Annotated in this window: 15 protein-coding genes; 8 read left to right on the forward strand and 7 right to left on the reverse strand. The window is 65.5% G+C overall.

What is annotated here, in order from left to right; translation table 11 throughout:
• The first annotated feature begins 85 nt into the window (after positions 1–85).
• Positions 86–622: a L,D-transpeptidase gene (locus tag NP945_RS24920; RefSeq protein WP_174800339.1), complete on the forward strand. Its 537-nt coding sequence runs from the start codon at positions 86–88 to the stop codon at positions 620–622.
• Between the two features lie 165 nt (positions 623–787).
• Here NP945_RS24920 and NP945_RS24925 read toward each other — a convergent pair whose 3' ends face one another.
• The gene (locus NP945_RS24925) at positions 788–1,060 is read right to left on the reverse strand and encodes a hypothetical protein (RefSeq protein WP_256747814.1); all 273 of its coding nucleotides are present in this window, start codon (positions 1,058–1,060) and stop codon (positions 788–790) included.
• Positions 1,061–1,191: 131 nt separating this feature from the next.
• On the opposite strand from NP945_RS24925, the gene gcvA reads away from it, so the two are divergent.
• Complete coding sequence (gcvA, locus tag NP945_RS24930) at positions 1,192–2,127, forward strand: transcriptional regulator GcvA (RefSeq protein WP_256747815.1); 936 nt, start codon at positions 1,192–1,194, stop codon at positions 2,125–2,127.
• 113 nt (positions 2,128–2,240) lie between these two features.
• On the opposite strand, the gene NP945_RS24935 is transcribed toward gcvA, so the two are convergent.
• The 6 genes from NP945_RS24935 to tsaD are packed head-to-tail and all read right to left on the reverse strand — an operon-like array spanning position 2,241 to position 6,257.
• Entirely contained in the window at positions 2,241–2,657 is a 417-nt protein-coding gene (locus NP945_RS24935; RefSeq protein WP_256747816.1) for a DUF1761 domain-containing protein, read from the reverse strand.
• 50 nt (positions 2,658–2,707) lie between these two features.
• Positions 2,708–3,364: a methyltransferase gene (locus NP945_RS24940; protein WP_256747850.1), complete on the reverse strand. Its 657-nt coding sequence runs from the start codon at positions 3,362–3,364 to the stop codon at positions 2,708–2,710.
• Positions 3,361–3,786: an EVE domain-containing protein gene (locus NP945_RS24945; protein ID WP_027163062.1), complete on the reverse strand. Its 426-nt coding sequence runs from the start codon at positions 3,784–3,786 to the stop codon at positions 3,361–3,363. The genes NP945_RS24940 and NP945_RS24945 overlap by 4 nt, the downstream gene beginning before the upstream one ends.
• Positions 3,787–3,823: 37 nt before the next feature.
• A complete protein-coding gene (locus tag NP945_RS24950) occupies positions 3,824–4,120 on the reverse strand; it encodes a YciI-like protein (protein ID WP_127269714.1) in 297 nt (98 codons plus the stop codon).
• Positions 4,121–4,152: 32 nt separating this feature from the next.
• Positions 4,153–5,175 carry an NAD(P)H-dependent glycerol-3-phosphate dehydrogenase gene (locus tag NP945_RS24955; RefSeq protein ID WP_256747817.1) on the reverse strand — a complete coding sequence of 341 codons (1,023 nt, stop codon included), beginning with the start codon at positions 5,173–5,175 and terminating at the stop codon, positions 4,153–4,155.
• Complete coding sequence (tsaD, locus tag NP945_RS24960) at positions 5,172–6,257, reverse strand: tRNA (adenosine(37)-N6)-threonylcarbamoyltransferase complex transferase subunit TsaD (protein WP_256747851.1); 1,086 nt, start codon at positions 6,255–6,257, stop codon at positions 5,172–5,174. Before tsaD ends, NP945_RS24955 begins: the two co-directional genes overlap by 4 nt.
• A gap of 101 nt (positions 6,258–6,358) precedes the next feature.
• Between tsaD and hemC the strand changes: the two genes are divergently transcribed.
• From hemC to NP945_RS24990, 6 genes are all read left to right on the forward strand, one after another.
• Positions 6,359–7,285, forward strand: coding sequence for a hydroxymethylbilane synthase (gene hemC / locus NP945_RS24965; protein WP_256747818.1), 927 nt, complete (start codon positions 6,359–6,361; stop codon positions 7,283–7,285).
• A 1-nt stretch (position 7,286) separates the two neighbouring features.
• Entirely contained in the window at positions 7,287–8,003 is a 717-nt protein-coding gene (locus tag NP945_RS24970; RefSeq protein WP_256747819.1) for a uroporphyrinogen-III synthase, read from the forward strand.
• Positions 8,004–8,113: 110 nt separating this feature from the next.
• A complete protein-coding gene (locus NP945_RS24975) occupies positions 8,114–9,610 on the forward strand; it encodes a COG4223 family protein (protein WP_256747820.1) in 1,497 nt (498 codons plus the stop codon).
• 10 nt (positions 9,611–9,620) lie between these two features.
• On the forward strand, positions 9,621–11,225 hold the full coding sequence (locus NP945_RS24980; protein ID WP_256747821.1) for a heme biosynthesis protein HemY: 1,605 nt from the start codon (positions 9,621–9,623) through the stop codon (positions 11,223–11,225).
• Between the two features lie 36 nt (positions 11,226–11,261).
• Complete coding sequence (locus NP945_RS24985; RefSeq protein WP_256747822.1) at positions 11,262–11,741, forward strand: TerB family tellurite resistance protein; 480 nt, start codon at positions 11,262–11,264, stop codon at positions 11,739–11,741.
• Between the two features lie 15 nt (positions 11,742–11,756).
• A complete protein-coding gene (locus NP945_RS24990) occupies positions 11,757–12,470 on the forward strand; it encodes a glutamine amidotransferase (protein WP_127268698.1) in 714 nt (237 codons plus the stop codon).
• The last annotated feature ends 34 nt before the right edge of the window (positions 12,471–12,504 follow it).

The following is a 12,504-nucleotide window of genomic DNA, read 5'->3' on the forward strand; positions in this document are numbered from 1 at the left end:
CTGACCGGCGCAACAGCCGTTCACAGTGATTTGTTCCGTGGCACGATCATACAAGAAAAAACACGATCGCAATGCAGCCGGCGCAATTTTGCGAAAAGGGCTGCGTGTGCTGACCGTGCGGGCAAGGCCTGGGCATCCAAGCCAGGGCCTGCTGCAGGCCGGGAAAACGGTGTTTGCCTGTGCGTTGGGGCGCGGTGGCATCTCGGCCGGCAAGCGCGAAGGCGATGGCGCCACGCCGCTGGCCGCGATGCGGATCCTGTCGGGGTATTTCCGGGGAGATCAGTTCTCCAGCGGCCGCAGGACCCGTCTGGCGATGACGCCGATCGGGCCCGATCTGGGCTGGTGCGAAGTGCCCGACGACCGCAACTACAACAGGCCGGTCAAGATACCCTATGGCGCCAGCCACGAACGCATGCGGCGCGACGACCGGCTCTACGACGCCTGCCTTGTGCTCGACTGGAACCTGTCGCCGCGCCGGCGCGGGCGCGGCAGCGCCATCTTCTTCCATCTGGCGCGCCCCGGCTTCACGCCGACGCAAGGCTGTGTGGCTGTCACGGCGCAAACCATGGCGCGGCTGCTGCCGCTGCTGTCGGACCGGACGGTGGTGAGGGTGGTGAGATAGTAGGGGAGTAGGGGAGTAGGGGAGTAGGGGAGTAGGGGAGTAGGCAGTAGGCAGTAGGCAGTAGGCAGTAGGCAGTAGGCAGTAGGCAGTAGGCAGTAGGCAGTAGGCAGTAGGCAGTAGGCAGTAGGCTACCTGTCGGCGCTGACTTAAATTTTCCTCTACTGCCTATTTCCTACTGCCTATTCCCTGACCTTCGCGGTCTCTGCCAGCCCATTCTAGCAGGCCCAGCCGGCCAAGTTCTCTGTCCATTGCGCGAGCGACGTCACGGCGCTCGCCGCCGATATCGCGCAGTTGGCGATCGGAGAGATCCTCGACGTTCTGGTAGGTAATGTCGCGGCGGGCGAGGCGTATCGCGACCCGGGCGTGGCGCAGCCAGTCGAGGGTTTCGGCCAGCCAGGCCGGGCGGGGTGTCGATGAATTCAAAACGATGATGGACATGGTTATGATCCGTTGTCTCCGGATATCAAATCCGGCTTGATGATGTGTCGATGATCGCATCATGCCAGATTGAAATCCCTGCGAGAAACGAGTAGTTTTCTCTGGATCATCAAGTTTTATTTGAGGATAGGATGGCTCGTCTTCTACCCGGGACTCGTGCCTTGAGGACACTGGAAGCAGCGGCCCGGCACCTCAATTTCACCCGCGCCGCCGATGAGCTCGGCCTGACGCCGGCCGCCGTCAGCCATCAGATCAAGGAAATCGAGGATCAACTCGGGCTGGTGCTGTTCACACGCACCAGCCGCACGATCCGGCTCACCGAGGCGGGAACGGTGCTGTTCGACGCCTCGGCCGACGCGCTCGACCTGCTTGGCCGGGCCGTTTCGCGGGCGCAAAAGCTGGCGCGCGGCACCGCCCTTTTGAAGGTAACGCTCGACGCGCAGTTCGCGTCAAAATGGCTGATGCGACGCGTCGACGATTTTCGCAAGCATCACCCCGATATCGAATTGCGATTCGACATTGCCTATGAAGTGCGGGATTTCGAACTCGATGACATCGATGTCGGCATCCGTTTCGGCGCCGGCAAATATCCGGGTCTTCGCACCCACCGGCTGTTCGACAACATCCTCATTCCGGTGTGCAGCCCGAGCCTTTTGACGTCGGGGTCGCCGCTGCGTGAGCCGCGCGACCTCTTCAACCACACGCTTGCGCATATCGAATGGTCGCGGCAAGGCGTGACGTGGCCGAACTGGCGGATGTGGATGGCCGCGGCCGGCATCACTGATTTCGACGACAGCCGGACCGTCGTGTTCGGAAACTCAACGGATGCCGTCCAGGCAGCGCTCGACGGCAATGCCGTTGCGCTCGCCGATTTCGCCATGGTGGCGAACGACCTTTCCCAGGGCAGGCTGGTGCAGCCTTTCGAACTCGGCCTGCGGGTGGCGCCCGAGTTCGCCTACTTCCTGGTCTATCCCGAAAATACCGCCGCCGATCCGCGCATCGTCGCCTTTCGCGAATGGATGCTCGAGGAAGTCGCCAAGACGCGGACCACGGACAAAGGGCAGTAGGACAGTAGGGCAGTAGGGCAGTAGGGCAGTAGGGCAGTAGGGCAGTAGGGCAGTAGGGATAGCAGTCGGTGCCGTTTGCCCCCTATTCCCCTACTGCCCTACTCCCTTCTTGATCAGGTTGCCGCCGCGCCGAACCAGCCGATCACGGCGCCGATGATCAGCAGCACGCCGAGCCAGTGGCCGCCGTCGATGAGGGTCAGGTCCCAGCCGAAATTCTCGTAGCGATGGTTGACCGAGAGCGTCGTGGCGACGAAACCCAGCCAGAGCACGAAGCCGAAGACAAGTCCGGCGATCCATGTCGGCTCGCCGCCGGTCATCGCGCCGACGACCAGGGCCAATATGGTGGCCATGACCAGTTCGGCGAGGAAGCTGATGACGAAGGGCAGCGGCGATTTCTTCATCGTCGCCGGATCGAGCTTGGCGGCCTTCAGCCACGCCTTGCTCAGGCCCATGTACCAAGCGGCGCCGAACAGCCACGCGGCGATCGCGGCAGCGACCACCGCCAGCCAGTTCACTGCCGAAAAATCCATGAGCTCCCCCTCTGATTTGTATGTGATGGAACGCCTGTTCGGCGATCGCGTCAAGCGAACCGCCAGACGGTCGTGCGCTTGACCAGCGCATCCTCCAGCGCCCGCGTGACGGCCACTTCATACACGGCAAGCGGCTCCAGCCCTGCCTTCGGCATATACGAGCGGCCGGGATCGCCGACGAGGATTTCGGCGCCGCGCGCCTTCAGCGTTGCGAACCATGGCATCAGCCGGTCCGCGAAAGATTTGTCGTAGAAAACATCACCGGCCAGGACCACGTCCCAACCTGCATCGGTGCCGATGCAATCCGTGCCGAGGAATTCGGTCCCGACACCGTTGATCTCGCTGTTGAGCCGGATCGCGGTGGCACAGAACGGATCGATGTCGGCTGCGGTCACCTTGGCGGCACCTGCCTTGGCGGCAGCGATGGCGACAAGGCCGGAGCCGGAAGCGAAGTCGAGCACGCGCTTGCCCCGCACCGTGCCGGGATTGTCCAGGATATAGCGGGCAAGGCCCTGGCCGCCGGCCCAGGCAAAGGCCCAGAAAGGCGGCGGCAGGCCGATCTCGACCAGCTCATCCTCGGTCCGCTGCCACAAATCATGCGCTTCGTCGGCAAGATGAAGCAGGATCTCCGGGACGTGCGGCGGCGCCATCAGCGCCGTGTTGTCGAGAATGAATTGCCTCGCGCTGTTGGGCGTCAGCGCCGTCACGGAGCCGGCGTCAAGCCGCCCATGCGGCAGACTTCCTTCCACTCGGCCGGCGTCACCGGCTGCACGGAAAGCCGGCCCAGCCGCACCAGCGCCATGTCGGCAAGCCTGGGATTGGCCTTGACCTGCTCCAGCGTCGGCGGGTTCGGCACATCCCTTACGGCGCGGATGTCGACGCATTCCCAGCGCGGATCGTCCGAGGTGGTGTCGGGATGGGCAAGCGCGCAGACTTCAGCGATGCCGACGACGTTCAGCCCCTCGTTGGAATGGTAGAAGAAGCCGAGATCGCCGATCTGCATCGCCTTCATGTTGTTGCGCGCGGCGTAGTTGCGCACGCCGTCCCATTGCGTGCCGGCCTTGCCCTTGGCCTTCAGCATCTCGAAGGAGAACTTGAATGGCTCGGATTTGAACAGCCAGTAGTTCATGTCTTTCTCCTCCTAGGCGTCGCGCGGGCGACCGGGATTAACTAGCCGCCGGCTTGTTGAACGTCCAGTTCCACGGGCGGATTTCGACGCTTTCGAACAGCCCGGCCTTGGCGTAGGGGTCGGCCGCCGAAAGAGCCTGGGCGCCAGCCAGGTCGGACGCTTCGACGACCACGAGGCTGCCATTGGGCTTGCCCTCGGCATCAAGAAACGGACCGGCGAAGGCCAGCTTCTTGTCGCCGTTCAACCCTTCGAGAAAGGCGATATGCTCGGGCCGCGTGTCGAGGCGCACCTGCAGGCTTCCGGGCTTGTCCTTGCAAATCACAGCAAACAGCATCTTTTTCTCCTGATCGTTCAAAGTCGTGGGGATCAATCGTTGGTTTCGGTCTTCAGCGGCCGGGTCATCAAGGCCGTCACAGCCTGCCGGACGGTGATGGCACCCTCCAGTATGGCGGCGACGGCGGCAATGATCGGCGCGTCGATGTTGCGCTCGGTGGCGATGCGGGCAGCGATCGCCGCCGTCGGCACGCCTTCGGCGAGCGGCAATCCGGCAAGCGGCTTGCCTTGGCCGAGCGCCAGGCCATAGGCGAAATTGCGCGACTGGGTGGACGAGCAGGTCAGCAGCAGGTCGCCAAGGCCGGAAAGCCCCATCAGCGTTTCGGGCCTGGCGCCGAAAGCAGCGCCGATGCGGCGCAGCTCGACAAAGCCGCGCGTCACCATGGCAGCCTGGGCGCTGGCACCGAGACCCGCCCCAGTGACGGCACCTGCGGCAATGGCGAAGACGTTCTTCAAGGCGCCGCCGATCTCGACGCCGATCAGGTCGTCGTTCGAATAGCAGCGCAGGTTTTCGGCGGAAAAGCGGGCGGCGAGATCGGTGGCCAATGCTTCGTCGCGGGCAGCGACCACAACGGCCGTCGGCAGGCCGCGGGCGACGTCGGTGGCGAAGCTCGGACCCGACAGAGCGGCAACGGGATTTAGCGGCAGGATTTCTTCGACGATCGCCGACAGCAAGGCGCCGGTCTCGCTTTCGATGCCCTTGGCACATAGAACCAGCGGGACACCGGCCGGCATATGGTCCTTCGCTGCCGCCAGCGTAGTCCGCAGCGACTGGGCCGGCGTCACCGCCAGCACGCAGTCGGCACCGTCGAGCGCGGCCTGGATGTTGCTCGTCGCCACGATGCCGGGCTGGAGCGTGATGCCAGGCAGATAGCGTGGATTTTCGCCGCGGTCGATCGCGGCCACCGTCTCCGGGTCGCGCGCGTAAAGGCGGACGAAATGGCCGGCGCGCAGCATGGCCAAGGCCAAGGCAGTGCCCCAGGCCCCGCCGCCGAGCACGGCAACGCGCCAGCCGGTTGGCGCGGTGTCGTTGCCGCTCATTGCCCGCTCGTTCATGCCTTGGCTCCGCGCCGGCCGGAGCCGACCATCGGCGCCGAGATGCTGTCCAGCGGCCAGCGCGAGCGCGGCACGAAATCGAAGCCGTTCTCCTGCTCCATGCCGGCGCGCAGCCGCTCGATGCCGGCCCAGGCGATCATCGCCGCATTGTCGGTGCAGAGCTTCAGCGGTGGTGCAATGAAGGTGAAGCCGGTCTCGGCACAGAGCCGCTCCAGCATGATCTTGATCGTGCGGTTGGCGGCGACACCACCGGCAACGACGAGGGCCGGGTTTTTCGTGCCGGGAAATGTCTCGCGAAAGCGCGTCAGCGCGCGGGAAACGCGGTCCGCCAGCGCATCGGCCACCGCTGCCTGGAACGAGGCGCAGATGTCGGCGACGTCCTGGTCGCTCAGCGGCGCAATGGCGCTCGCCGCCTGGCGCACGGCGGTCTTGAGGCCGGAGAAGGAGAAGTCGGGCTGGGCCGAGCCCTTCATCGGGCGCGGAAAGGCAAAGCGCGAGGCACTGCCGGCCTGTGCCGCTTTCTCGACATTCGGCCCGCCGGGATAGGGCAGGCCAAGCATCTTGGCCGTCTTGTCGAAGGCTTCGCCGAGCGCGTCGTCGATGGTCGTTGCCCAGCGCTGGTAATCGCCGACGCCGCGCACGGCGACGATTTGCGTATGGCCGCCGGAGACCAGCAGCAAGAGATAGGGAAAGTCGAGCCCGTCGGTCAGCCTTGCGGTCAGGGCATGGCCTTCGAGGTGGTTGATGGCGATCAGCGGCTTGTTCGCCGCAGCGGCAATCGCCTTGGCCGTCATCAGCCCGACGATCAGCCCGCCGACAAGGCCGGGGCCGGCGGTGGCGGCAATCGCGTCGATATCGGCGAGCGCTGTGCCAGAATCGGCAAGCGCCGCCTCGATGATGCCGTCCAGCGCCTCGACATGGGCACGCGCGGCGATTTCCGGCACGACACCGCCGAAAGCGGCATGCTCCTCGATCTGGCTGAGCACGATGTTGGACAGGATTTTTGGCGCGGCGTAGCCGTCGATGGCCACCACGCTGGCGGCGGTCTCGTCACAACTCGTCTCTATGCCCAGCACGCGGATCAATTCGTCGCTGTCCCTAAAGATTGTATCATGGGGCTTTCCCCGTTAGGAGAACCCCGGAAAAGCCTCGCTTGCCGGGGGGTTATCACGGACTGCGCGCCATGCAAACAATCTTGAGAATCGGAACACGCGGCAGCCCGCTGGCGCTGGCACAGGCGCATGAAGCGCAGGCGCGGCTGATGGCCGCGCATGGCATGCCGGCGGAGGCGTTCGAGGTGGTCGTCATCTCGACCAGCGGCGACCGCATCCAGGACCGGCCGCTGTCGGAAGCCGGCGGCAAGGGCCTGTTCACCAAGGAGATCGAGGAGGCGCTGCTGGCGGGCCGGATCGACATCGCCGTGCATTCGTCGAAGGACATGCCGACGCAACTGCCCGACGGTCTCGAACTCTCGGCCTTCCTGCCGCGCGAGGATGCACGCGACGCCTTTGTCGGCAGGGCGGCGAAGACGATCGCCGAACTGCCGCGCGGGGCGAAAGTGGGGTCGTCGTCGCTGCGGCGGCAAGCGCTGATCCGCCGGATGCGGCCGGATCTCGACGTGGTGATGTTCCGCGGCAATGTGCAGACGCGGCTGCGCAAGCTCGAAGAAGGCGTCGCCGCCGGCACGATCCTGGCCTATGCCGGGCTGAAGCGGCTTGGGCTCGAGCATGTCGTCACCGATCTGATACCGCTCGATGTCTTCCCGCCGGCACCGGGGCAAGGTGCGATCGGCATCGAAACCCGTATCGGCGACCGCGATGTCGAAAAAATGCTGGCAGCCGTCCATGATGTGCCGACCGGCCAGGCGCTGGCCTGCGAGCGTGCCTTCCTGGCGGCGCTCGATGGCTCCTGCCGCACACCGATCGCCGGCTATGCGGCGATCGAGGCCGGAAAACTGTCTTTTGCCGGGCTGATCATCTCGCCGGACGGCACGCAGTCGCACACGGTCGAGCTGCAGGGGCCGGCGCAAGACGCCGCCCGCATCGGCGGTGAAGCGGCCCGGAGTGTGCGCGCCAAGGCCGGCGAAAAGTTCTTCGACGGCTGGCTCTGAAATGCTTCGCGTCCTGGTGACCAGGCCGGAACCGGGTGCCTCGCGCACAGCGCATCGGCTTGAGGAGGCAGGTTTTCAGCCGGTTCTTTTACCCCTGACCGAAACAAAGGCGTTGCCTGCCGCCGCCGGACTGATCCCGGACAATGCCGTCGCGGTGGCCGTCACCAGCGCCAATGCCATGCGTCATGCGCCGGAAGAAATCATCGCGACGCTCGCCGCCTTGCCTTGTCATGCGGTCGGCAAAAGGACGGCGCAAGCGGCGCGTCGAGCGGGGTTTTTGTCGGTCAGTGAAGGCCCGGGCGATGCGGAGGCGCTGGCCGACAGTCTCGCCGTCGATTTTTCTGGAAAGACGATTGTCTACCTCTGCGGACGCGTGCGTTTTCCGGCGTTCGAACAGAGGCTCGGGACGGCGGGCGTTCGGGTCCACGCCGTCGAGACTTATGACACGCTGACAATGGGGTATTCGGACGAAGTCATCCTCGAACGCCTGTCGGGGCAACCTGCCGACGCGGTGTTGCTCTATTCAGCCAAGGCGGCGGCGGCGATGCAGACCTTGGCAAGACGGCCCGCTCTGCGCGGTCTCTTCGAAAAAACATGGGTTTTTGCGCTTTCCACGCGCATCGCGGCAGCCTTCGACGGTGTCGCCAGCGAAAGAATCCGCATTGCCGCGCAGCCCGACGAGGATGTGCTGCTGGCGCTTTTGCAGGCGCCGCGCTGAGCCGCGTCATCACACCGCCCCTTTTCACCGCTTGGTGATGTGCTAGACCCTTTCTGAACCATCATGCGCCGCCAGGCGTTGAGACGAAGCGAATTGTGCGGAGCCCAGGCATGGTCAAGACGCCGAAGATGCGACACTCGAAAAGCCGCCGCGAGCCGGTGACCATCGATCTCGAGCCGGGCGCCGTCTCACGCATCGCCGACGAGGACGCCGCCAGGCAGGAGGCCCGGACAGACGAGGCGAAGGCCGAGGAAGCAGCGAACGCTTCGCAGCCCGAAGTTCCCGAAGAGCCGGTTCACGCCGACCAGACCGATCTCGAGCCCTGGGAGCATACCGACGCCAAGGCCGAGCCGGAGCAGCCGCCGGCAGCGGCGACAAAGCCCGCTAGCGAGGCCGAGATCCCCTATCCCGGATCGTCCGACGAGCCCGGATCGTCCGATGCGCCGGCCGGCAAGACCAAAGCTTACGATTATAGTTTCGAGGACGCATCGGCGAAGCGCACGCAGACCGACGGCAACAAGGCGAAACCCGAGACACGGGACGAGAAAATGGCGCCACCCCCTGAAAAGCGCGGCGGCCTCAACGGCGTCGCCGCCGGCATCATCGGCGGCGTCATCGCGCTGGTCGGCGCCGGCGGGCTGCAATTTGCCGGCCTGCTTGGCGCGCCGGGTTCCGGTGCCGGCGTCTCGCTCGATAGCGTCAACGGCGACATCGCCTCGCTGAAGACCGAAATCGCCGGTTTGAAGGACGCCGGCGGCAACGGCGATGGAGCGGCGAAGATGGTCGGCCTGTCCTCGGGCCTTGAACAGGTCAAGGCCGATGTGGCGGCGCTGAAATCGGCTGTCGAGAAAGGTGGAGCAGGCGACGCAGCCGGGGTCGCCGCACTGGGCGACAAGGTCGCGCAGATCGAGACGGCGGTCGCCGCCCTCGGCAAGGCCGGCAGCTCGGCGCCGGTCGATCTCGGTCCGCTCAACGAGAAACTGGCTGGCCTCGACGCGCTGGTGAAGTCGGCCGGCGAGGCTACGACGGCGCAGGAGGGCCGGCTGACAGCGCTGGAGCAGTCTGTGTCGCAGCTGTCCGGCAAGGTCGAGGCGGCGGCGGGGCAGCCGAAGGTCGCGCTTGCCATCGCGGCGTCGGCCTTGAAGGCGGCGCTCGAGCGTGGCGGGCCGTTTTCGGCCGAACTCGAAACCCTCGCGGCAATTTCGCCCGATGCGCCGCAGCTTGCGGCACTGCGCCCCTATGCTGAAAAGGGCGTTCCGACCCGCGCCGAGATCGCATCGCAGGCTGATGCCGCCGCCAATGCCATGGTCACTGCCGCGACGCCCGTCGATGAGAATGCCGGCTTCCTGCAGAATCTGATGTCGAGCGCCGAATCGCTGGTCAAGGTCAGGCCGATCGGCGCCGTCGAAGGCGCCGGCGCACCGGAAACCGTCGCGCGCATGGAGGCGGCGGTCAACCAGGGCGACTACGCGAAGGCACTCAGCGAGTATGAAACGCTGCCCGAGGCCGCCAAGGCCGCTGGCGCGGACTTTGCCGGCAAGCTGAAGGCACGCATCGAGGTCGAAACCCAGGTCGATGCGCTGATCTCGGGCGCGATGAAGGCATGAGGGCACCACAATGATCCGCCTGCTCGCCTTCCTCATCGTCGTTTTCGCGCTCGGGCTGGGCTTTGCCTGGCTGGCCGACCGGCCGGGCGACATGGTCGTCACTTTCAACGGCTATCAATACCAGGTCAGCCTGATGGTGGCGGCGGTGGCCGTCGTTGCCGTGGTCGCCGCGGTGATGATCCTGTGGTGGCTGCTCAAATCGCTGTGGAACAGCCCCTACACCATCTCGCGCTATTTCCGTGTCCGCCGCCGCGATCGTGGCTATCAGGCGTTGTCGACCGGCATGATTGCCGCCGGCGCCGGTGATGGCGCGCTGGCCCGCAAGAAGACCAAGGAAGCCGCCAAGCTGATCCGTTCCGACCAGGAGCCGCTGATCCACCTGCTGGAAGCGCAGGCGTCGCTGCTCGAAGGCGATCATGAAGGCGCGCGACAGAAATTCGAGAGCATGCTCGACGATCCCGAAATGCGGCTGCTAGGCTTGCGCGGGCTTTATCTGGAAGCCGAACGGCTTGGCGACCGCAACGCCGCCAGACATTATGCCGGCCGTGCCGCGGTGATGGCGCCGCAGCTGGCCTGGGCAGCGGAATCGACGCTGGAAGAGCTGACCGCGCGCGGCGACTGGGACGGCGCCCTGAAACTGGTCGACGCGCAGAAATCGACACGGCAGATCGAACGCGATGCCGCCAACCGCCGCCGCGCCGTGCTGCTGACCGCCAAGGCGCAGGCGCTTGCCGACAGCGATCCCGCCGCCGCCAGGACTGCGGCGATCGAGGCCAACAAGCTGCGGCCGGACTTCGCGCCCGCCGCCGTTGCCGCGGCTGCCGCATTGTTCAAGCAGAACGATGTGCGCAAGGGCTCGAAGATACTCGAGGCAGCCTGGAAGGCCGAGCCGCATCCGGAGGTCGCCGAGCTTTATACCCATGCAAGGCCGGGCGACGCGGTGCTCGACCGCCTCAACCGGGCGAAGAAGCTGCAGGAAATGAAGAAGAACCACGCCGAATCGTCGATGACGGTGGCGCGCGCCGCGCTCGACGCACAGGACTTCTCGACCGCCCGCCGCGAGGCCGAGGCGGCGATCCGGATGGACCGCCGCGAGGGCGCCTATCTGCTGCTCGCCGACATCGAGGAGGCCGAGACCGGCGATCAGGGCAAGGTGCGGCAGCTGCTGTCCAGGGCGGTGCGGGCGCCGCGCGATCCGGCCTGGGTCGCAGACGGCGTGGTATCGGAACGCTGGGCGCCGGTGTCGCCGATCACCGGCCGGCTCGACGCCTTCGAGTGGCGTGCGCCGATGGAGCGTCTCGGCCAGTTGATCGACAGCCATGACGACATGCCAGCCGGTGCGGCGCCGGTCATCGAAGCATTGGCAAAGCCCACGAGCGAAAAAGGGCCGATCGAGGTGATCGATGACGCCGGTGGCGAGACGTCGGCGGGCAAGCAAGCTGAAAGTCGCGAAGAAGATCATGTCAGGCCGATCACGGCAGCGGCCTTCGCCGCGGTGCCGGGCGATGCCGAGGGCGTCGATCCGGCCGAGGAGCTTGCGCGGTTGCCGGACGATCCCGGCGTCGATCCGGACGAGAAAGCGGAGAAATCGCCGCGCCGGTTTCGGTTGTTTTGAGTTGGGCAGGCCGTCAGGCCGTTGGGGTATGGATCTATGTTTGAACGCGTTCTGTCGTTTCTCAGGGATTTGCCGGCCGGCGCCGGCACTCGTGCCAGCACGGACGATCCGCGCATCGCCGCCTCGGCGCTGCTCTACCATGTGATGAATGCCGATGGCGTGCGCCAGGATGTCGAGTGGGAGCGGTTCAAGGCGGTGCTGGCGGAGAGCTATTCGATCAGCGGCACGGAACTTGAGGCACTTGCCGCCGCCGGCGAGCGGGCCGACAATGAGGCGATCGATCTCTATGCCTTCACCAGTGTCCTGAAGCGGCATCTCGATGCCAATGCGCGCAAGGCCTTCATCGGCCTGATGTGGGAAATCGTCTATGCCGACGGCGAGTTGCACGAGCTCGAGGACAACACCGTCTGGCGCGTCGCCGAGCTGATCGGCGTCGAACGCCATGATCGCGTCGAGGCGCGCCGCAAGGCAGCGGCGCACGCGCCCGGCGCCACCGGAACATCGAGCGACGAATAGGATCTTCGCCTTCCCATGCCGCGTCAAACGAGTTCGAAGCCAAAGATACTGATCGTGCTGCATCAGGAGAGTTCGAGCCCAGGGCGTGTCGGCCACATGTTGCTGGAAGAAGGGTTCGACCTCGATATCCGCCGGCCGCCGCTTGGCGACGCCTTGCCCGAAACACTGGACGGCCACGCCGGCACGGTGGTGTTCGGCGGTCCGATGAGCGCCAATGACGAGGACGAGTTCGTTCGCCGCGAGACCAACTGGCTGGAAATACCGCTGAGGGAGAACCGGCCATGTCTCGGCATCTGTCTCGGCGCACAGATGCTGGTCAACTATCTCGGCGGCAAGGTCGAAGGACACGGCGAAGGGCTGGTCGAGGTTGGCTGGTATCCCCTGAAAGCGACCGAAGCCGGCAAGCAACTGATGCACTGGCCGGAGATGGTCTATCAGTTCCACCGCGAGGGTTTCTCGCTGCCCAGGGACGCGACGCTGCTGGCGACGGCCGAGACCTATCCCAACCAGGCCTTCCGCTACGGCGACAATGCCTGGGGCATCCAGTTCCATGGCGAACTGACCAGGGTGATGATGCAGCGCTGGGTGGTGCGCGGCGCGCATCGCTTCGAATTGCCCGGTGCGCAGCCCGGCCGCGATCATCTCGGCGGCCGGCTGATCTGGGACATGCATCTCAAGCGTTGGCTGGACGAGTTTTTGCGGATGATTTTCGGCAAGCCGAGCAGATAGCTAATGCATGTCGCCCAAAAGCGACCTCGGTTTT

The organism is Mesorhizobium sp. LMG17149 (genome assembly GCF_024518695.1).
In the GTDB taxonomy this organism is placed as follows: Bacteria; Pseudomonadota; Alphaproteobacteria; order Rhizobiales; family Rhizobiaceae; genus Mesorhizobium.

Excerpts from the sequence above, each read along its gene's own strand:
- NP945_RS24925 (WP_256747814.1), bottom strand. The coding sequence starts at position 1,060 with ATGTCCATCATCGTTTTGAATTCATCGACACCCCGCCCGGCCTGGCTG.
- gcvA (WP_256747815.1), top strand. The coding sequence starts at position 1,192 with ATGGCTCGTCTTCTACCCGGGACTCGTGCCTTGAGGACACTGGAAGCA.
- NP945_RS24935 (WP_256747816.1), bottom strand. The coding sequence starts at position 2,657 with ATGGATTTTTCGGCAGTGAACTGGCTGGCGGTGGTCGCTGCCGCGATC.
- NP945_RS24945 (WP_027163062.1), bottom strand. The coding sequence starts at position 3,786 with ATGAACTACTGGCTGTTCAAATCCGAGCCATTCAAGTTCTCCTTCGAG.
- NP945_RS24950 (WP_127269714.1), bottom strand. The coding sequence starts at position 4,120 with ATGCTGTTTGCTGTGATTTGCAAGGACAAGCCCGGAAGCCTGCAGGTG.
- NP945_RS24955 (WP_256747817.1), bottom strand. The coding sequence starts at position 5,175 with ATGAACGAGCGGGCAATGAGCGGCAACGACACCGCGCCAACCGGCTGG.
- hemC (WP_256747818.1), top strand. The coding sequence starts at position 6,359 with ATGCAAACAATCTTGAGAATCGGAACACGCGGCAGCCCGCTGGCGCTG.
- NP945_RS24970 (WP_256747819.1), top strand. The coding sequence starts at position 7,287 with ATGCTTCGCGTCCTGGTGACCAGGCCGGAACCGGGTGCCTCGCGCACA.
- NP945_RS24975 (WP_256747820.1), top strand. The coding sequence starts at position 8,114 with ATGGTCAAGACGCCGAAGATGCGACACTCGAAAAGCCGCCGCGAGCCG.
- NP945_RS24980 (WP_256747821.1), top strand. The coding sequence starts at position 9,621 with ATGATCCGCCTGCTCGCCTTCCTCATCGTCGTTTTCGCGCTCGGGCTG.
- NP945_RS24985 (WP_256747822.1), top strand. The coding sequence starts at position 11,262 with ATGTTTGAACGCGTTCTGTCGTTTCTCAGGGATTTGCCGGCCGGCGCC.
- NP945_RS24990 (WP_127268698.1), top strand. The coding sequence starts at position 11,757 with ATGCCGCGTCAAACGAGTTCGAAGCCAAAGATACTGATCGTGCTGCAT.